Consider the following 19743-nt stretch of genomic DNA (forward strand, 5'->3'; position numbering starts at 1 on the left):
ACCGGAGCCGGCGACGCCGGCATTCCGGACGCTGACACCGCGGAAGCGAGCACGGACGTCGCGGCCGGGCCGGAGCCCGCCCCACCCGAGGGAATCGCGGAATTCGGCACGCCCGAGGACGGGGCGGCCGGCGACGGAACCCCGGCGAACGGAACGACCGACGGGGCGACGGCCGAAAGAACCGGCGAAGAAGGAACGGCCGAGGAGGGTACGGCGGCGGCCGGTACCGCGGCGACCGGGGCGGCGGCCAGGGCCGGTGTGCTGGACGGGGGCCACGGGATTCGGGGGGCGGCGGCTGCCTTCTCGGCGTCGGCCAGGGTTCGGGGGCGGTGGGCGCCGGTTCGGACGGTGACCGACATGTTCGACGGCAAGGGGGCGCCGATCGCGTCCATCAGGTCGGGGACCTGGCTGGGCTCGACCACGTAGACGATCTCGCGGCGCCGGGCCGGCCAGGACAGGGTGATCAGGCCGGCCATGGCCAGCAGCGTGCCCAGCGTCAGCAGGCCCCACGCGCTCGAGTTGATCCAGCTGGGGCGCAACTCGGCCGACGACGTCAGATAGAGGCCACCCTTCGCGCCGGGGCTCATCACCACCAGGCTGTACGGGCCGCCGGTCACCTCGCCGGGCGACCACGCCAGGTGTCCGTCGGTGCTGCTGCGCAGCCAGAAAGTCGCGCGCGTGGGGAGCATCCGCGGGGCTTGGCGGCCACCGATCGAGTTGGTGACCACCGGGAGCGAGCCGGTGCCGATGTCCACCGCGCGGACCCTGGCATAAGGGACGCCCTGCAGGTATTCCTGCACCATCGACGTGGCGGCCAGGCCGACGAACGCGGGGCCGTCCTGGGTCGTCGCGTTGATGCGCAGCTGGGTGTTGCCGATCCGGGTGAACGGGGCGTCGGTGCGCAGCAGTTCGTCCACGTCGGGGACGACGAACGCGTACCCGGACGTGGCGAGGCGCTGCATGTCACCGCTGAACGCGCCGCCCTGGTCGCGGTGCTGCATGGCCGCCCACAGCGCCGCGCCCGCGAGCAGCGACGGCAGTCCGATGGTCAGCATCAGCATTCCGAGGATGGTGCGGAGCCACCGCATCAGCTTCTCCCCCTGTCTCAGGCCATACTGCGGTGACCATACAGATCCAAATAACCCCAAAGTGGTCAAATAGCTTCTAACACCCTGATAGATATGAGAAACGGCCCGGCATCCCCAAGGGAGCCGGGCCGCGAAGCGAGAAATCAGGAGATGTCCGCTGTCATCGTCAACGTCTGCTGGTCGATGTCGCTGGTGCGGGCCGTGAACTTGAAGGTCCACTTACCGGCCGCGGGGAGGGCGATATCGCCGACCGCGTGGAAGTCGGTGATGCGCAACAGCGGGATCTCGATCGGCTCGATGCCCTTGGCCTCGAGCGCCGCCGTTCCGGTCCACTCGACCACCGTGAGCGGCTTGTTGTCGGGCGTGTAGGCGTAGAGGTGGATCGAGTTGTTGCCGACCGTGGCCGGGAAGATGTCGACCTGCATCGCCATCGTCGAACTGGTCAGCGTCTGGGTGACGGTCGAACTCGTGGCGGCGGTCCCGGCGGCCTCAGCCGTACGCGGCGGCGAGATCTGGACCAACGCGGCCGTGACTCCCAGCACCACCGCGGTGATCGCCAGCTCGGCGCCGACGATCCGGCGCAGGCGGCGAGGCGAAGCCTCGGCCTGCCCGGAGCGGACCAGGCGCCGGGAGAACCAGGCCACCCCGACCACGCACGCCGCCAGCGCGACCTTGACCAGGATCAGCCGGCCGTAGGTGCTGTTGATCAGGCCGTCGAGCGACGACACCTCGATGAGCGCCTGCACCACGCCGGCGACGATGAGCGCGCTGACCGCGGTGGCCGCCCAGCGTGACCAGATCGGCAGGATCGCCGACAGTTCGCGTTCGTTGGCCTGACGCAGCAGGAAACCGACGAGCATGACCAGGCCGCCGAGCCACACCGACATGGCAGCCAGGTGGATCGCGTCGATGACCACCGAGACACCGGCCACCGGGGACGCGGTCGGATGGCCGGTCAGCGGCCAGGTCGCCAGTGCCGCCACGCCGAGCACCCCGAGCAGGGCGAGGTCGGTCCTGGACTCGCCGCTCTTGCCGGACAACAGCGGGCGCAGCAGCAGTGCGGCCGCGCACAGCACCCCGATGCGCACCAGCATGACCGCGCCGAACGTGCTGCCCAGCACGTCGCGCAGATCGCCGACGCGGACGTCGCCGAGGCCGGTGCCGAGGGTGTAGGGCACCTGCAGCCAGATCGCCATCAGCGTGCTGACGCCGACCAGTCCCAGACCGGTCCAGATCAGCCGGGACGGGCCGCGCCGGGACAGCCGGTGCGGCCACAGCAGGGCCAGCACGAGCGCCGGGCCGACCAGGAGCACCAGTCCCGCGTACCCGAGGTATTTGCCGATCGGGATCAGCACCCGGACCACCGGGTTGACTTTGGTGTCGTCGACCGCCGCGGTCGGCGTCGCCGACGCCGCGCCCACCGAGAACGTGATGCTGCCGCCGACCGGATGGCTGTCGGCGGAGATCACCCGGTAGCTGACCAGATAGGTGCCGCGGCCGCCGCCCGAGCGCAGCGGAATGCTCAGCGTGCCGCCGCTCACCGTCGGTTCGCCCTGGTCGGCGCGGGAACCGCCGGGCCCGAGCACCTGGATCTTCCCGGAGACCACCGACACCGACTCGCTGAAGTTCAGCGTCACCTTGTTGGGGGCGTCGGGCACGATCGTGCCGTTGCCAGGGTCGCTCGCGACCAGTGCGGCATGCGCGCTCGCCGGGGCGGCCGGGCCGAGCAGCACCCAGAACAGCCCGATCAACAGGCCGAAACCACCCGCGAGAGCGCGGCGACGATCAAAGGTCATGCGCGCCATGCTCCCCGATCCAGTCGATTCCTCCCACCGGCGGGTAGTCGCCGGTGCCTCCCACCTGGTTCCAGAGGGTTCCGGCAGTTCCGGCTCGCGTAGCATGGCCGACCATGACGGAGGGTGCGGACAGGCACGAATCCAGCACCGCATTGGCCCTTTCGGCCGGCGCGGGGAACGCGGCGGCCCAGGCGGCGTTCGTCCGCGCCACCCAGGCCGAGGTGTGGCGCTTCACCGCCGCGCTTGTCGATCCGGGTGCTGCTGACGATCTCACCCAGGAAACCTACCTCCGGGCGTTCAAGGCCTTGCCGTCGTTCGAGGGGCGGTCCAGCGCCCGCACCTGGCTGCTCGGCATCGCCCGCCGCACCTGTGCCGACCACCTGCGCGCGGTCGTCCGCCGGCGGCGGCTCGACGCCCGCCTCGCCGCGCAGGCCTGGACCGAGTCGCCGGCGCCCGACCCGGCCCACCGGCTGAGCACCGCCGATCTGCTCGGACAGCTCAGCGAGGAGCGGCGCACCGCGTTCGTGCTCACCCAGGTGCTGGGCCTGTCCTACGCCGAGGCCGCCGACGTCGAGGGCGTCCCGGTCGGCACCATCCGCTCCCGGGTCGCCCGGGCCCGGGACGAGCTGGTCACCGCGGTGTCACAGGCGCGCGCGGTGTGACGGGTCTTTGGTCCCTGCCGATTCCCAGCCAAACCTCAGCAGAATGGTGGAACCTGCTGATCGAGGACAACGACTAACTGGGCGTGACAATGCAATTGGACAGGGCGTGGCCGTGGATCTCCACCGTGGCTCGTCTCGGGTTGGCCGCGGTGTTTCTGGTCGCCGGTGGTCTCAAGGTCGGTGACCTGGCCGAGTCGGGGCGGGCGGTGAACGCCTACCAGATCTTCGACTACGACACCTCCAAGGTCATCGGCGCGGTCCAGCCGTTCCTCGAGATCGCGCTCGGTCTGCTCCTGCTGATCGGCCTCGCCGTCCGCCTCAGCGCGGCCATCTCCGCGCTCCTGCTGGTGGTCTTCATCGCCGGAATCATCTCGGCGTGGTCCCGCGGGCTGCAGATCGACTGCGGGTGCTTCAGCAAGGGCGGCGCGGTGGCCAACGGCGACACGCAGTACGGCCTGGACGTCGCCCGCGACGCCGGCTTCCTGCTCCTGGCCGGGGTTCTGCTGGTCAAGCCGCGCACCCGGTTCTCGATGGACGGCCTTCTGATGGGAGAGCGATGAGTAAGGGCCAGCGCGACCGGACGGCCGCGAAACGGATCGTCGAGCAGCAGAAGGCGGCCGATCGCCGCCGCACGGTGACGATCTGGACGTCCGTGGCGGTCGTCGCCGTACTGGTGGTCGCGGGTGTGATCGGCTGGGTAGCCTTCTCCAGCCAGGAGAAGAAGAACACCAGCGCGCTGACCACCCCGAGTGTGGCGGTCGACGAGGGCACGGCGTTCGCCTTCGGCACCGGCAAGGTCACGGTCGACCTCTACGAAGACTTCATGTGCCCGATCTGCAACGAGTTCGAGAACGCGTCGGCCACCGTCATCGATGGTCTGATCAGCCAGAACAAGGCCACCGTGCGCTATCACCCGGTGGCCATCCTCGACCGTTTCTCCAACGGCACCGAATATTCGACGCGGGCGGCCGGAGCCGCGGCGGCCGCCGCCCAGGGCGGGAAGTTCCGCGAGTTCCACAAGATCCTCTACGCGAACCAGCCCGAGGAGAACAGCAGCGGGCTCGACAACGCCAAAATCATCGAGCTCGGCAAGAGCGTCGGTCTCGGCGACGACTTCGCCACCGCGGTCAACAACAAGACCTACGACTCGTGGGCGACCAAGGTCACCGAGACGTTCTCGAGCCGCAACTACAACGGCACCCCGACCGTCGTGGTCAACGGCAAGCAGGTGCAGAGTGCCAACGGCGGAGTTCCCGGCCCGGACGACCTGACGAAGGCCGTCGAGGCAGCCGCCGGGTGAGGCGTCTCACCCTGATGCTTCTCGTGGCCGGCGCGGTTCTCGCGCCGGCCACGCCCGCGTTCGCGCACAGTGGCGACGCCCCGGACGCCACCTCCTATCGCACCTCGATCACCGGAATCAGCACGCCCGAGAAGGGCCTCACCGTGCGCACCGTGGAAGCCGGCGCACGCCTGGAACTGACCAACAGGACCGGGCACTCAGTGGAGATCCTCGGCTACTCCGGCGAGCCCTACCTCGACGTCCGCTCCGACGGCACCTGGGAAAACGTCAACTCACCGGCCGCCTACCTCAACGAGACGCCGGCCGGGGACAACGTCGTACCCCCCAACGCCGACCCCACCGCGCCACCGAGCTGGCGCAAACTCGCCGGATCGACCACCGTGCGCTGGCACGACCAGCGCACCCACTGGCTCAGCGCGGGCCTGCCGCCGCCGGCGCGAGCCGACCCCACCCGAGCCCACCGCCTGCGCGACTGGCAGGTGCCCCTTCGCGTCGAGACCCGCGACTTCCACATCAGCGGCACCCTCGACTGGCAACCGCCGCCCCGGACCTGGCTCTGGTGGACGATCGCCGCCCTGATCGGCCTGGCGGCCTTCGCCCTGCTGCGGAAATGGCCGAGGTCGGTGCGGCCACTCACCCTCGTCGCCGCGCTCTGCCCGATTTCGTACGCGGTGGGCAGCGCGCTGGACGGCGTGGGCCCTTCCCTGCTGCTCATCACGGTCGGGCTGCTGGCCGGCGCGGCCGGTTACCGCCATCCGCCGTTCCTCCTCGCGCTCGCCGGGGCCGCGGTGGCGATCTTCGCCGGACTCAGCGAGATCGGCGCGCTCGACGCCGCGGTGCTGCCCACGGCCCTCCCCGGAGGGCTGGCGCGGACCATCGTGGTCGCCGCACTCGGATCGGGCGGCGCGCTGGCCCTGACCGGCGTCCTGCGGTTGCGGGCAGCCATTCCCGCCGCCCCCGCAGCCCCGGTCTATCGTTCGTCGCATGACTGAGACCGCCCGACTTTCCGCTGGTGACACCGCGCCGGACTGGTCGCTGCCGACCGACAACGACGACCGGCTCACCCTCAAGGACCTCCGCGGCCGCAAGGTGGTGCTCTACGCCTACCCCGCCGCCATGACCCCGGGCTGCACCACCCAGGCGTGCGACTTCCGCGACTCGCTGGCGTCCCTGCAGGCGGCCGGTTACGAGGTGGTCGGCATCTCCCCCGACAAGCCGGCCAAGCTGGCGAAGTTCCGCGAGCGCGACGCCATCACCTTCCCGCTGGTCAGCGACGAGGACAAGAGCGTGCTGACGGCGTACGGGGCGTTCGGCGAGAAGCAGAACTACGGCCGCACCGTCCAGGGCGTCATCCGCTCGACCTTCGTGATCGACGAGAACGGCCTGATCGAGAAGGCGTTCTACAACGTCAAGGCGACCGGTCACGTCGCCAAACTGCGCCGCGACCTGGGACTCGACTGAGCGTTTCGTAAAGTCCCAGCCGAGAACTGCCGATCAGATCAGCAACACCGACCGGCAGTGGTCCCACACTCCCACGGCGGCTGTCATGCGGCACAGACCCGCAAGGCGGCCGCCGTGCCCGGTGTGGGTGCCCCGCGACCGTCTAGACTTTCCTGAACGTGTCGGCCCCGCGGGGCAGAGCGGGCGGAAGTGGCGTAATTGGCAGCCGCGCTGGGTTTAGGTCCCAGTGTCCGAAAGGACGTGAGGGTTCGAGTCCCTTCTTCCGCACCACCGGCGAGCCGGTCGACGAGCCACCTGACGTGACCTTCGGCCCTGCCCCGGTCGTGGCCGGACTTGCGACGATTCGCAGATGTTCGGCACCTGCGAGACGACAGTTGCGGCGACCTACGGGCAGGCGACCGGCCGGCTCGTGGAGTTCCTCAAGCACAGCGCGCTGGAAACGGTCAGCCGCACGGCGTACGACTCGGGCCAGCGGCTGCTCACCCAGATCGGGCCGTTCGGTGGGGTGGCGGGGCTGTCGAAGCTGGTCCGGATCCACTTCCTCGACCCGCGGGCGGACCACGACACCCTGTCCCTGGCGTTGCGCTGGGAGGCAACCGGGGCGGCGGGCGGACTGTTTCCCGTACTCGACGCGGATCTGATCCTTGCTCCGGACGGAGAGGCGACCCGGATGCGGTTGCTCTACAGCTATCGGCCACCGTTGGGGAAGCTGGGGGCGGCACTGGATGCCGCCGTACTCAAGCGGGTGGCCGACGCGACGATCCGGACGCTGCTGGACAACGTGGGCGAGCTGCTCGCCGATCCCCGGCCGGAGCCGGTGGAGCATCGGGTGACCGGCATTCTCGGGGTGCACCCCACCTAACTCGACCGGCCGGGGAGCGGCTTGGGCAAGATGGCGGCATGGGTGTTGAGTTCTTGGTCGATCCGGAGCTGGACGACGACCTGAAAGCTCGGATCGTGGCGCTCTGGGTCGAGGTCACCAATGCCGGTGGGGCGGTCGGGTTCGTGGCTCCGATCACCGCAGCAGAGGTGTGGGAGACCGCCGAGGCCGCGTTCGGCGGGGTCACGTCGGGTCTCGATCGGTTGATCGTCGGAGTCGAGGACGGCGCGCTCGGCGCGCTGCTCTTCGTGGTGGACAACCGGTTCGGGCTCAAGGATCACTGGCGGGTGCTCAAGCGGGTGATGGTTTCGCCGGAGCGGCAGGGGCGGGGTCTCGGTGCGGCGTTGATGCGCGAGGCCGAGGCGCTGGCGCGGGCGATGGGGCTCGCGGCGCTGCACGTCACGGTGCGCGGCGGCACCGGGCGGGAGGATTTCTATGCCCGCCTCGGGTACCGCGAAGTGGGTCGCATCCCCGGGGCGATCCGGGTCGCGCCGGGAGACGACCGGGACGACATCCTGATGTGGCTCGAGCTCGGGGCGGGGACGCCGAAGGCCGCCGGGCTGACGACGCCTGGGTGAGTGCGTCGTCGCCGGCGGCCGGCGGCCGCGCGCTCAAGGCTCGGGGAAGACCAGCGCACGGCGGGTGGGGCGCGGAAGTTCTCAGCCGCAGGAGGACTTGGCCGAATCGGCGGCCAGGTCGACGGTCTCCTCGGCGGGCTGCTCGGTGGGCTGGTCGGTGGGCTGGTCGGTGGGCTGGTCGGTGCCGACGGCGGGGTCCGGGGCGAGCGACGTGGATTCGGGTGTGGGCGTGGCCGACGAGGCGGCCGGTGACGAGGACTTGGTGGCCTTCGGTGCCGCCTTCTTCACCGGGGCGGTGGTGTCCGAGGCGGCCGTGCCCGATCCACCGGTGGCCAGTCGGGCGGTCGTCTTCTGGGTGGTGCCGGGCGACAGCTTGATGCCACTGACGGTGGTCGAATGCCCGTACCCATCAGTGATCTTGATTTTGAAGGGGCCGCTGCCGGCGCCGCTGTCGACTTCCCAGTAGTTGTAGCTCTTGCGGCTCGTCGATTTTCCGTTGACCGTCACCGACTTCAGCTGGGTCACGTGGTTGTCGATGAGGACGGCCAGCCAGTACTGGGACGACCCCTCCTTCAACCGCACGCTTATCGGAGCGGGGGCGGTCGCCGTCGACACCGTCCGGTAGGTGATCGGGATGATCCCGGCGACCTCGGCCCCGATCTTCTTGAACGCGGTGCGGCTCAGGTCGAGGTGACCGGCCGGGCATTCCGGGCAGGAGTCGATGACCTTGACGCGCACCTTGCCCTTCGGACCGGTCACGTCGAGGTAGGTGCCGCAGGCCGCGCCGCTGGAGTATTCGGCCGGGCCGAGGGCCACGAAGAGGTCGTCGCCGGGTGCGGCGGGGAAGGAGCAGTTGCCCATCCCGGAACCCAGGTCGTAGAACGTCGCCTTGCCGGACTTGCCCGATGTGGACGGTGGCGCGGCGCAGGCCGCCCCGGTGTTCTGCAGGAGCATTGCCACGCCGAGCACCGCGGCGAGAATCACGGCGCCGCCGGCGGCGAGCCATCGGGGCGAGAGCAGGCGAGATCCGGTCACGCTGAGGGATCCTCCAGCGGGGCGGGAGCGCGGGCAACCTTCCTAAGACAGACCTAAGGCTCAGTAGGCATGCTTCACCCGCAGGGTGACCGGATCAGTGCAGTACGGTCACCGAGTCACCCACTCGCAGTGACCCGGTGACCACGGGCACGAGGTTGATCGCGAAGAGCAACCGGCCGCCGAACCGCCGGCGCTGACCGAGCATCCGCAGCGGCTGCTTGCCCTTCTCCCCGTTCTCCTGGTCGATCGTGATGACCAGGCAGCGCGGGCACGGCGTGTCGGCCCGCAACACCGTCGACCCGACCGCCAGCCGCACGCCTCGGTCCGACCAGTCGTCCTCGATCCACGCCTCGGCGCCGGCAACGACCAGGTTGGGGCGGAACCGGGTCATCGGCACCGCCTCCTCGCCGGCCTCCACGAGCCAGTCGTTGAGCGACGACAACGACGCCTCGTTGGCCAGCAGCAGCGGATATCCGTCGGCGAAGCTGACCGGCTCGCCGTCGCCGGGGGCACCGCCGACGGTGCGGGCCCCGGCGTCCGCCTGCCAGACGAGTCGCACCGGGCGGCCGAGGAACGCGCTGCTCCAGGCGCTCTCGGCGATCCGGGCCGGCGTCGCCGCGTGCCGCTTGAACACCCGCACGAAGTCCTTCGGTCCGTCCACAGGTTCATCCACCACCAATGTCGGCATGTCCGGCGCCGACAACTCCAGGCCACCGGGCACCATCCGGACCGACAGTTGAGTGAGCAGCGGCGAGTCGCGCTGAGTGATGCCGACTCCCTCGGGGTCGACGATCATCCACCGCCGGTCGCCGGTGAGGCCCCACGGTTCGACCTCGGCCACCTCGTGCTCGATCCGGTGGCAGCCCTTGACCGGGTAGGTGGCGACGGCCGTGATGCGCATGCATGCAGCGTCGCACGCCCACGCCGGCAATGCCGTCCGGCCTCGACCGCGGTCAGCCGGCCGCCCTTGCCGCCCGCACGATGCCGGCGGCGAAGTTCGGGGTCTCGCGCTTGTTGTGCGCGCCGGACGCGATCTGACGCGCTTCGGCCGCCTTCTCGAAGGTGCCGCCGTTCGCCTCGGTGAACTCGAGCATCTCCTGGGTCGGGTGCGAGGTGACCGTGTTGGTGTACCTCAGCCGGTCGCCGTCGATCTGCTCCATCAGAAGGTCCCAGACGACCTGCACGGTGGTCCAGCCGTGCGGGGTCAGCACGTCCGAGGTCGAGACCATCTTGCAGTAGTGCGGGCCCGCCACCTCGTAGCGGTAGTGCTGAATCACCAGCCCGGTTCCGATCATCTCGACGTTTATCGACATCGGGGTGCCGTCGTCGTCGACGGTGTAGCCGGCCGCTTTGTGGTCACCCGGCGCGGTGCGCTGATACTCCTTGTCGGGTAGCGCCTTCAGCCACTTCTCGATGTCGACCCGGGCGAACGGGCCGTCGATCTCGACGACCTCAACGGAGTGCGAGAGCACCAGGTCATCGCGAATTTGCGGGGTGAGATCAGCAGTAGTGGACATCGCGCAGCGACCCTTCGGAACCATCGAATGCCGGTTGGCCGGCCCGTCCGCCCCGGTTGGGGGCTGATCCCAGCCTGGACCACCCCGAGCCATAAGACCAAGACGAAGATATTCTCTTTGCTATAAGCCGTCCTGATACCTTGCCGGGATGGAACTCAGGACGCTGGAGTACTTCGTGGCGGTCGTCGAGGAGGAGTCCTTCAGCCGCGCGGCCGAGCGCTGCCGGGTTGCCCAGCCCGCGATCAGCCAGCAGATCCGCAACCTGGAGACCGAGGTCGGCGAAGTGCTGTTCGAGCGCGGCCCGCGGTCGGTCCGGCTCACCCCGGCCGGGACGGCGCTGTTGCCCTACGCGCGGGAAGCGATCGCCGCCGTCGCGGCGGCCAAGGCGGAGTTCGCCGCCCGAGCCGGAGTCCTGTCCGGCGAGTTGACCCTCGGCAGCGTCGACGGAGTCGAGAGCACCCCGCTGCCGGCCCTTCTCGGAGCGTTTCACCGGCGCTATCCGGCGGTGCACGTCCGTCTGGTGGGCGGGACGAGTTCGGTTCTGCTCGACCGGGTCCGGCACGGGTCGCTCAGCGCCGCGGCGATCGCCCACCCGCCGGGACCACTGGAGCCGGCGCTCAGCGCCCGCACCCTGCTGGAGGACGAATTCGTCGCTGTCGTGCCGGCTGGTCACCCCGGCACGACCGGAGCCGCCCTGGGGATCGAGACTCTCGCCGGCGCCACCTTGATCGGTTACGACACCGACAGCGGCCTACGCCCCCTGCTCGACGCCGCCTTCGCCACCGCGGGTGTGGCCTTCCGGCCGGCATATGCCACCAACGACGTGGCGCTCCTGGTGGCCCTGGCCGGCGAGGGGATCGGCATCGCCATCGCGGCCGGCGCCGATCCCGAGATCCACCAGGATCCGCGGGTCGTGGCGGTGCCGCTGACACCCGTCATCGCCTATCGGAAGATTCTGGTCTGGCGCCGGACACCCGCCCCGCCCGCGCCGCTGCGGGCGTTGCTCTCCCTGCCGGTCGAAACCGTTCACGCCAACAGCAGAAGTGGCAGACCACGCTCTAGTTTCTGAATATTTTCATGCGTAGGCTGCGGGTCGTGAATGGCGGAGCTGTCAGGCCGGTCCTCGACCTCTTCAGTGGTGCGCGGCTCACGCCCACCCAGCGCCGGATCGCGCACAGTCTCGTCGAGCACGCGGCCAAGGCCGCCTATCTGTCCGCCGCCGAGGTGGCCGACCTCGCCGGGGTCAGCCAGCCCAGCGTCACCCGGTTCGCCATGGCACTCGGCTACTCCGGTTATCCGGCGCTGCGGCGGGAGCTGCGGGCGCTCACCGACGGGGTGGAGCCGGCGCCGGAGGGCAACGCCATGCAGCTGGCGGTGCGCGGCGAGACGGAGCACCTGGAGCGGCTGCACGGTCAGCTCGGCCGGCTCGACGACGTCGAGCGCGCGGCTCGGTTGCTCGTCGACAGCCGGCCGCTGCCGGTGCTCGGCCTGCGGGCGGCCGCGCCCCTAGCCGGTTACTTCGGGTATTTCGCGGCAAAGGTGCACCCTGATGTGCGGGTGCTCGACGGCGCCGGATCGCCGCTGCTCGACCGGCTCGATCAAGCACGGGCGGCCGGGGCCGATGCGATGCTGGCGGTGGTGCTTCCGCGCTACCCGCGCGAGTCGCTCGAGGTGATCCGGGAGGCGAAGACCCACGGCTACGCGATCGTGACGATCACCGACTCGGTGGTCAGCCCGGCCGCCGAACTGGCCGACGTGGTGCTGCCCGCGGCGGTCGGCACCCAACTGGTGTTCGACCTGCACACCGGGCCGATGGCGATGGCGATGGTGCTCTTGCAGGCGATGTGCGACGCGGCGCCGGAACTGGCGCAGCGCCGCCTGGAGGACTTCGAGCAGACGGCCGCCCGGCGGCACGTGTTCACGGCATGAGCGGTGTGAGGGAGACGACGATGACCGAGATCAGGGCGCCGCGTGGCACGGCGTACACCGCATTGGGATGGCCGCAGGAAGCGGCCAAGCGGATGTTGATGAACAACCTCGACCCCGACGTGGCCGAACGGCCCGAAGACCTGGTGGTGTACGGCGGAACCGGCAAGGCCGCCCGGGACTGGCCGTCGTTCCACGCCATCGTGCGGGAGCTCGACCGGCTCAAGGGCGACGAGACGCTGCTCGTGCAGTCGGGCAAGCCGGTCGGGGTGTTCCAGACGCACGAGTGGGCGCCGCGGGTGCTGATCGCCAACTCGAACCTGGTGGGCGACTGGGCGACCTGGCCCGAGTTCCGCCGCCTGGAGAAGCTCGGACTGACCATGTACGGGCAGATGACCGCCGGGTCGTGGATCTACATCGGCACCCAGGGCATTCTGCAGGGCACCTACGAGACGTTCGCGGCGGTGGCGGCCAAGCGGTTCGGCGGGACACTCGCCGGCACCCTGACGCTGACCGCCGGATGTGGTGGCATGGGCGGCGCGCAGCCCCTCGCGGTGACCATGAACGGCGGCGTGTGCCTGGTCATCGACATCGATCCGGCCCGACTGCGGCGCCGGGTGTCGAACCGCTACCTGGACACCGTGGCCGACGACCTCGACGACGCCATCGCCCAGGCGCTGACCGCCAAGGCGGCGAGGACGGCCAGGTCGATAGGCGTCGTCGGCAACGCCGCCGACCTCGTGCCCGAGTTGCTCGTACGCGGGGTCGCGATCGACATCGTCACCGACCAGACCAGCGCGCACGACCCCCTCTCGTACGTGCCGATCGGGGTCGAGCTCGAGGACGCCGCCGAGTTCGCCCGTACCAAGCCGGAGGAGTTCACCGACCGGGCCCGCGCCTCGATGGCCCGGCACGTCGCCGCCATGGTCGGCTTCCAGGACGCCGGGGCCGAGGTGTTCGACTACGGCAACTCCATCCGCGGCGAGGCGAAACTGGCCGGCTACGAGCGGGCGTTCGACTTCCCCGGCTTCGTGCCGGCCTACATCCGGCCGCTGTTCGCCGAGGGCAAGGGCCCGTTCCGGTGGGCCGCCGTCTCCGGCGACCCGCGCGACATCGCCGCCACCGACAGGGCGATCCTCGACCTGTTCCCCGACAACGAGCCGCTGGCCCGGTGGATCCGGATGGCCGGCGAAAAGGTCGAGTTCCAGGGGTTGCCGGCCCGGATCTGCTGGCTCGGCTACGGCGAACGAGACGTCGCGGGCGTCCGCTTCAACGACATGGTGGCGCGCGGCGAGGTGAGCGCCCCCATCGTCATCGGGCGTGACCACCTCGACTCCGGCTCGGTCGCCTCGCCCTATCGCGAGACCGAGTCGATGCTCGACGGCTCCGACGCCATCGCCGACTGGCCCCTGCTGAACGCGCTCGTCAACACCGCGAGCGGCGCCTCCTGGGTGTCGATCCACCACGGCGGCGGGGTCGGCATCGGCCGCTCCATCCACGCCGGGCAGGTGTGCGTGGCCGACGGCACGCCGCTGGCCGGCCAGAAGATCGAGCGGGTGCTCACCAACGATCCGGGCATGGGGGTGATCCGGCACGTGGATGCCGGTTACTCGTCGGCCGCCGCGGCGGGCGTACACATCCCGATGCCGGGCTCGCCGGCATGAGCAAGAAGGTCTTCTCGGCCCTGTGGGCCGAGATCGAGGCGATCGGGCGGGTCTCCGGCGGCGGCTACATCAGGTACGCGCTGGACGGGCCCGACCTGGTGCTGCGCGACTGGTTCCGCAACCAGGCCGACCGGCGCGACATGCCGGTGACCGACGACGGCAACGGCAACCTCTTCGCCTGGTGGGGCGACCAGTGGGGGCGCGGTGCCGTGCTCACCGGCTCGCACTTCGACTCGGTGCCGCACGGCGGTGGTTACGACGGTCCACTCGGCATCGTCAGCGCCTTCCTGGCGATCGACCAGCTGCGCGCGGCCGGCCACCAACCGTCCACCCCACTGGCCGTGGTCGCGTTCGTCGAGGAGGAGGGCGGCCGGTTCGGGCTGCCCTGCCTCGGTTCCCGGCTGCTGTCCGGCGCGATCGACCCGGCGAAGGCGGCGGCGCTCACCGACCGGGACGGCATCACGTTCGGCGAGGCGCTCGGTGCCACCCCGGCGGGGCCGCTGCCCGGACTCAAGTCCCGCTTCGGCGCCCTCGTCGAGCTGCACATCGAGCAGGGCCGCCAACTCGCCGAACCGGTCGGCGTGGCCAGCGCGATCTGGCCGCACGGACGCTGGCGTTTCGACTTCACCGGCCACGGCGATCACGCCGGCACGACCAAGATGGCGGACCGGCGCGACCCGATGCTGACGTTCGCCTACACGGTGCTGGCCGCCAACAAGGAGGCCCGGCTCTCCGGCGCGCACGCCACGATGGCCCGCGTCGAGGTCGAACCCAACGCCACGAACGCCATCCCGTCGCTGGTCCGCGGCTGGCTGGACGCCCGAGCGGCGGACACCGCCACGATGGACGCCCTGGTCGAAGCGGTCACCAAACGAGCCAACGACCGCGCCGGCCGGGACGGCACCGACGTGCGGGTGACCGCCGAGTCGGTGAGCGACGAGGTCACCTTCGACACCGCCCTGGCCACTCGCCTGTCGGCCCTGCTCGACGATGCCCCGATCCTGCCGACGAGCGCGGGCCACGACGCCGGGGTGCTGTCCGCCCAGGTTCCGACGGCGATGCTGTTCGTGCGCAACCCGACGGGCATCTCCCACTCCCCGGCCGAGAGCGCCGACCACGCGGACTGCGCTCTGGGGGTGGACGCCCTGGCCAGGGTCCTGAGCGAGCTCACATGACGACCTACCTGGCCGACTATGCCTGGCTCGGCGACCGTCTCGCCCGCGACGTCCACCTGGAAGTGCACGACGGGCGCTTCACCGCTATAAACGCTGATAAAGCCGGCATGCCGGGCCGGCCCGCGGCCGGCGGGGGCGCTTCCGCGGGCGCAGCGGACGCCGGGCCGGGCGGCGGCGCTGCCGGGCCGGACGCTGCCGGGCCGGACGCTGCCGGGCCGGACGCTGCCGGGGTCGAGCGGCTGCCGGGGCTTGTCCTTCCCGGTTTCGCCAACGCCCACTCGCACGCGTTCCACCGAGCGCTGCGGGGGCGCACCCACCACGGCGGCCCCGGCAGTTTCTGGACCTGGCGCGATCTGATGTACGAAACCGCCGCCACCCTCGACCCCGACGGCTATCTCCGGCTCGCCCGCGCGGTTTTCGCCGAGATGGCCCTGTCCGGCATCACCGCCGTAGGCGAATTCCACTACCTGCACCACTCCCCCGACGGCACGCCATACGCCGATCCCAACGCGATGGGCCATGCGCTCATCGAGGCCGCCCAGCAGGCCGGACTCCGGATCACGTTGCTGGACACGCTCTATCTTCAGTCCGGTGTGGACGGTCAGCCGCCGGACGGCGTGCAGCGTCGCTTCAGCGACCGGACCCCGCAACGCTGGGCCGAGCGAGTGGCCGGCCTCGCTGCCGCGCCGCACGCGCGGATCGGGGCGGCAATTCATTCGGTACGGGCGGTGGCCGCGCACCACCTCGAAGAATTGGGCGGCTTCCGGCCCTTGCACCTGCACCTGTCGGAACAGCCCGCCGAGAACGAGCAGTGCCGGGCCGCACACGGCTGCACCCCGACCGAGCTGCTGGATCGGCACGGAATCCTGGGGCCGGACACCACCGCGGTGCACGCCACCCACCTGACCGACAACGACGTGAAGCGGCTGGGTGACAGCCGGACGACGATCTGCATGTGCCCCACCACGGAACGGGACCTGGCCGACGGCATCGGACGGGCGCGTGACCTGGCCGACGCCGGTTCGCCGGTGAGCCTGGGCAGCGACAGCCATGCCGTGATCGACATGCTGGCCGAGGCGCGGGCGCTGGAGATGAACGAGCGCCTGGCCACTCGGCAACGGGGCCGTTTCACCCCGGCCGACCTGATCACGGCGGCGACCGCGCACGCGTCGATCGGCTGGCCGGACGCCGGCGCGATAGCGGTCGGCAACCGCGCCGACCTCGTCTGCCTGAGCCTCGACTCGGTGCGCACCGCCGGCGCCGATCCGGCGGCGGCGATCCTGGCCGCGACCGCTTCCGACGTGACCCACGTGATCGTCGACGGCCGCCCGATCGTCGTCGACGGCCGGCACACCACGATCGACGTTCCCCGGGCGCTGGCCGAGGTTCTCCGATGAGCAGCCTGCTGATCGACAACATCGGTGAGCTGTTCACCAACGACGAGGACTTCCCCCTCGGGCACCGCCGGCGCGCGGCCGTGCTCGTCGACCGCAACCGGATCGCCTGGGTCGGGTCGAGCTACCACGCACCGTCCGCCGACCGCCGGATCGACGTGGACGGCGCGGCGGTGCTGCCCGGCTTCGTGGACAGCCACGCCCACCTGGTGTTCGCCGGGGACCGGGCGGCCGAGTTCGCGGCCCGGATGGCCGGCGAGCCGTACACCGGCGGCGGCATCCGCACCACGGTCGGGGCCACCCGGTCGGCGACCGACGACGAACTGCGCGGAGCGACCGGGCGGCTCGTCGAGGAAGCCCGACGGCAGGGCACGACCACCATCGAGATCAAGAGCGGTTACGGGCTGACGGTCGAGGACGAGGTGCGGTCGTTACGGATCGCGCGGGAGTTCACTGAGGAGACCACGCTGCTCGGGGCACACGTGGTGCCGGCCGAGCACACCGACAACCCCTGGCGGTACGTCTCGATCGTCAGTGGCCCGATGCTGGCGGCGGCCAAGGCGTACGCGAAATGGATGGATGTCTTCTGTGAGCGGGGCGCTTTCGACGAGGATCAGGCGCGCACGATCCTGACCGCCGGCCGTGCCGCCGGGCTGGGGGTGCGCCTGCACGGCAACCAGCTCGGGCCGGGGCCGGGGGTGCAGCTGGGGGTCGAGCTGGGCGCGGCGAGTGTCGATCACTGCACCTACCTCAGCGAGGAGGACGTCGACGCGCTCGCCGGTTCGTCGACGGTGGCCACGCTGCTGCCCGGAGCCGAGTTCTCGACCCGGTCGCCCTATCCGGACGGGCGGCGCCTGCTCGACGCCGGAGTCACCGTCGCCCTGGCCACCGACTGCAACCCCGGGTCGTCGTACACGTCATCCATGCCCTTCTGCATCGCCCTGGCCGTACGCGAAATGGGCATGACCCCCGCCGAGGCCGTGCGTGCCGCCACCGCCGGCGGGGCCGCCGCGCTCGAGCGAAGCGACGTCGGGGTGGTGCGGGCCGGCGGCCGCGCCGACCTGATAGTCCTCGACGCCCCCTCCCACCTGCACCTGGCCTACCGGCCGGGCGTTCCCCTGATTCGTAACGTTCTGCACGACGGAGTGCTTCGATGATCACCGTTCAGCCCACCGGCGTCACCCCCGCCGACGTCGTCGCGGTCGCCCGCGGCGATGCCAAAGTCACCCTCGCCCCGGCCACCGTGGCCGCGATGGCGGCCAGCCGTGCGATCGTCGAGCGGATCGAGGCCTCCGGCCGGCCCGTCTACGGCGTGTCCACCGGCTTCGGCGCGCTGGCCAACACCTTCATCGACCCGTCGCGGCGGGCCGAACTTCAGCACGCGCTGATCCGCTCGCACGCCGCCGGCATCGGCGCCCCCATGCCCCGCGAGGTGGTACGGGCGATGATGCTGCTCCGGCTGCGGTCGCTGGCACTCGGGCACTCGGGGGTCCGCCCGGAACTCGCCCAGGGCCTGGCCGACCTGCTCAACCACGACATCACGCCGTGGGTGCCGGAGCACGGCTCGCTGGGTGCGTCCGGTGACCTGGCGCCGCTCGCCCACTGCGCCCTGGTGCTGCTCGGTGAGGGCTGGGTGCTGGCCGCCGACGGCCGGCGCCTCGACGCCGACGAGGTGCTGCGCGACGCCGGGCTGAAGCCCCTGCAACTGGCCGCCAAGGAGGGTCTCGCACTGATCAACGGGACCGACGGCATGCTCGGCATGCTGTTGCTGGCCCTGGACGACGCGCGGCACCTGTTCGCGATGGCGGACGTGACCGCGGCCCTCGCGATCGAGGCGATGCTCGGCTCGGAACGGCCGTTCCGGCCCGAACTGCACGCGATCCGGCCGCACCCCGGCCAGGCCGCGTCCGCCGCGAACATCCACAAGCTGCTCCAGGACTCCCGGATCATGGACTCGCACCGCGACGACCTGGCCCACGCGGTGCAGGACGCGTACTCGATGCGCTGCGCCCCGCAGGTGGCCGGCGCGGCCCGGGACACCCTCGACTTCGCCGCCCAGGTCGCCGCCCGCGAGCTGATCTCGGTCGTCGACAACCCGGTGGTGCTGCCGGACGGCCGAGTCGAATCGACAGGCAACTTCCACGGCGAGCCGCTCGCGTTCGCCGCCGACTTCCTCGCGATCGCGGCCGCCGAGGTCGGCTCCATCGCCGAACGGCGCGTCGACCGGTTGCTCGACGTGACCCGCTCCCGCGAACTGCCGCCCTTCCTCACCTCCGACGCCGGCGTCAACTCGGGCCTGATGATCGCCCAGTACACGGCAGCCGGCATCGTCGCCGAGAACCGCCGCCTGGCCGTGCCGGCGTCCGCCGACTCGCTGCCCACGAGCGGCATGCAGGAGGACCACGTCTCGATGGGCTGGGCCGCCACCAAGAAGCTGCGAACCGTCCTGGACAACCTGACCTCCCTGCTGGCCGTCGAGTTGCTCAGCGCGGTACGCGGCCTCCAACTGCGCGCCCCCCTGCCCCCCTCCCCCGCCGGCCGCCAGGCCATCGCCGCCGTCGCCCCGTTCGCCGGCGAACCGGGCCCCGACATCTTCCTGGCGCCCGCCCTCGAACAGGCCCGCACAGTGATCGCCGGCCGCGAACTCCGCACCGGAATCGAATCCCAGCTCGGCGAACTGCTCTAACCCGCTGCCCCCGCCCGCCGTCCCCGCCCGCTCGCTCGGCCCGCGCCGCCCGCTCGCCCCGCCCGCTCGGTGGCCAAGATCCGCGCCACTTCCCTGTAAATGGGCCTCAGACAACTCGGAGGGCTTTTTCAGGGAAGTTGTGGTCTCCCGCCGAGCGCGGGGGCCAACGGAGTCCTCGCCCCGGACCAAGGCCGCGACTCGCTCGGCAATGCTCCCGGACCGCCCATCCCGCCGGGCAAGCCCACATCCGGGGGCGAGCCGCGGCCTGGGAGCCAGCTGTAGCCCGCGGGCAAACCGCAGCGTGGGCCGACCGCGGCCGGCGGGCGAACCGCAGCTTGGGGCCAGCCCACAGCACGGGAGCCAGCCCACAGCAGCGGAGCCAGCCCGCAGCACGGGAGCGAGCCTCGGGCTGGGGCCAGCCGGCATCTGGCATGCCTGGGGCGGCGGGGAGCCAAGGCGTGGTCGCAAGCCGGGGCGAGGTCGCAAGCCGGGGCGAGGTCGCAAGCCGGGGCGAGGTCGCAAGCCGGGGCGAGGTCGCAAGCCGGGGCGTGGTCGCAAGCCGGGGCGTGGTCGCAAGCCGG

The 19743-nt window shown here is 71.1% G+C and carries 19 protein-coding genes and 1 tRNA gene; 15 read left to right on the forward strand and 5 right to left on the reverse strand.

Annotated features, from left to right (window positions below):
- Positions 1-1088: hypothetical protein (locus Afe05nite_RS07390; protein ID WP_203816235.1), on the reverse strand; the 1088-nt coding region annotated here is incomplete at its 3' end.
- 143 nt (positions 1089-1231) lie between these two features.
- Positions 1232-2893 carry a copper resistance CopC/CopD family protein gene (locus Afe05nite_RS07395; protein ID WP_438867740.1) on the reverse strand — a complete coding sequence of 554 codons (1662 nt, stop codon included), beginning with the start codon at positions 2891-2893 and terminating at the stop codon, positions 1232-1234.
- A gap of 104 nt (positions 2894-2997) precedes the next feature.
- On the opposite strand from Afe05nite_RS07395, the gene Afe05nite_RS07400 reads away from it, so the two are divergent.
- From Afe05nite_RS07400 to Afe05nite_RS07435, 8 genes are all read left to right on the forward strand, one after another.
- Positions 2998-3546: a sigma-70 family RNA polymerase sigma factor gene (locus Afe05nite_RS07400; protein WP_203816237.1), complete on the forward strand. Its 549-nt coding sequence runs from the start codon at positions 2998-3000 to the stop codon at positions 3544-3546.
- Between the two features lie 89 nt (positions 3547-3635).
- Positions 3636-4106 (forward strand): MauE/DoxX family redox-associated membrane protein, encoded by a 471-nt coding sequence (locus tag Afe05nite_RS07405; protein WP_203816238.1) that lies wholly within the window; start codon positions 3636-3638, stop codon positions 4104-4106.
- Positions 4103-4846: a DsbA family protein gene (locus tag Afe05nite_RS07410; RefSeq protein WP_203816239.1), complete on the forward strand. Its 744-nt coding sequence runs from the start codon at positions 4103-4105 to the stop codon at positions 4844-4846. Before Afe05nite_RS07405 ends, Afe05nite_RS07410 begins: the two co-directional genes overlap by 4 nt.
- Positions 4843-5838 (forward strand): hypothetical protein, encoded by a 996-nt coding sequence (locus Afe05nite_RS07415; protein WP_239117628.1) that lies wholly within the window; start codon positions 4843-4845, stop codon positions 5836-5838. The genes Afe05nite_RS07410 and Afe05nite_RS07415 overlap by 4 nt, the downstream gene beginning before the upstream one ends.
- Entirely contained in the window at positions 5831-6307 is a 477-nt protein-coding gene (bcp, locus tag Afe05nite_RS07420; protein ID WP_203816240.1) for a thioredoxin-dependent thiol peroxidase, read from the forward strand. Before Afe05nite_RS07415 ends, bcp begins: the two co-directional genes overlap by 8 nt.
- 183 nt (positions 6308-6490) lie before the next feature.
- Positions 6491-6577 (forward strand) — tRNA-Leu (locus Afe05nite_RS07425).
- Between the two features lie 79 nt (positions 6578-6656).
- Complete coding sequence (locus Afe05nite_RS07430) at positions 6657-7169, forward strand: hypothetical protein (RefSeq protein ID WP_203816241.1); 513 nt, start codon at positions 6657-6659, stop codon at positions 7167-7169.
- Between the two features lie 38 nt (positions 7170-7207).
- The gene (locus Afe05nite_RS07435) at positions 7208-7765 is read left to right on the forward strand and encodes a GNAT family N-acetyltransferase (RefSeq protein WP_203816242.1); all 558 of its coding nucleotides are present in this window, start codon (positions 7208-7210) and stop codon (positions 7763-7765) included.
- An 81-nt stretch (positions 7766-7846) separates the two neighbouring features.
- Here the strand turns inward: Afe05nite_RS07435 and Afe05nite_RS07440 are convergent, their stop codons facing one another.
- From Afe05nite_RS07440 to Afe05nite_RS07450, 3 genes are all read right to left on the reverse strand, one after another.
- Entirely contained in the window at positions 7847-8800 is a 954-nt protein-coding gene (locus tag Afe05nite_RS07440) for an expansin EXLX1 family cellulose-binding protein (RefSeq protein ID WP_239117629.1), read from the reverse strand.
- Positions 8801-8894: 94 nt separating this feature from the next.
- Positions 8895-9701: an MOSC domain-containing protein gene (locus Afe05nite_RS07445; protein ID WP_203816243.1), complete on the reverse strand. Its 807-nt coding sequence runs from the start codon at positions 9699-9701 to the stop codon at positions 8895-8897.
- 52 nt (positions 9702-9753) lie between these two features.
- Positions 9754-10317 (reverse strand): hypothetical protein, encoded by a 564-nt coding sequence (locus Afe05nite_RS07450; protein ID WP_203816244.1) that lies wholly within the window; start codon positions 10315-10317, stop codon positions 9754-9756.
- 148 nt (positions 10318-10465) lie between these two features.
- Here Afe05nite_RS07450 and Afe05nite_RS07455 point away from each other — a divergent pair, with 148 nt between their 5' ends.
- The 7 genes from Afe05nite_RS07455 to hutH are packed head-to-tail and all read left to right on the forward strand — an operon-like array spanning position 10466 to position 19162.
- Positions 10466-11386, forward strand: coding sequence for a LysR family transcriptional regulator (locus Afe05nite_RS07455; protein ID WP_203816245.1), 921 nt, complete (start codon positions 10466-10468; stop codon positions 11384-11386).
- A gap of 26 nt (positions 11387-11412) precedes the next feature.
- On the forward strand, positions 11413-12246 hold the full coding sequence (locus Afe05nite_RS07460; protein WP_438867746.1) for a MurR/RpiR family transcriptional regulator: 834 nt from the start codon (positions 11413-11415) through the stop codon (positions 12244-12246).
- Positions 12247-12266: 20 nt separating this feature from the next.
- Positions 12267-13907: a urocanate hydratase gene (gene hutU / locus Afe05nite_RS07465; protein WP_203816247.1), complete on the forward strand. Its 1641-nt coding sequence runs from the start codon at positions 12267-12269 to the stop codon at positions 13905-13907.
- Complete coding sequence (locus tag Afe05nite_RS07470) at positions 13904-15082, forward strand: allantoate amidohydrolase (protein ID WP_203816248.1); 1179 nt, start codon at positions 13904-13906, stop codon at positions 15080-15082. Before hutU ends, Afe05nite_RS07470 begins: the two co-directional genes overlap by 4 nt.
- On the forward strand, positions 15079-16479 hold the full coding sequence (locus Afe05nite_RS07475) for a formimidoylglutamate deiminase (protein ID WP_203816249.1): 1401 nt from the start codon (positions 15079-15081) through the stop codon (positions 16477-16479). Before Afe05nite_RS07470 ends, Afe05nite_RS07475 begins: the two co-directional genes overlap by 4 nt.
- Positions 16476-17633: an imidazolonepropionase gene (hutI, locus tag Afe05nite_RS07480; RefSeq protein ID WP_203816250.1), complete on the forward strand. Its 1158-nt coding sequence runs from the start codon at positions 16476-16478 to the stop codon at positions 17631-17633. The genes Afe05nite_RS07475 and hutI overlap by 4 nt, the downstream gene beginning before the upstream one ends.
- Positions 17630-19162, forward strand: a complete 1533-nt coding sequence (gene hutH, locus Afe05nite_RS07485) for a histidine ammonia-lyase (protein WP_203816251.1) — start codon at positions 17630-17632, stop codon at positions 19160-19162. The genes hutI and hutH overlap by 4 nt, the downstream gene beginning before the upstream one ends.
- Positions 19163-19743 lie beyond the last annotated feature (581 nt).

It is taken from the genome of Paractinoplanes ferrugineus (assembly GCF_016862195.1).
Taxonomy (GTDB): domain Bacteria; phylum Actinomycetota; class Actinomycetes; order Mycobacteriales; family Micromonosporaceae; genus Actinoplanes; species Actinoplanes ferrugineus.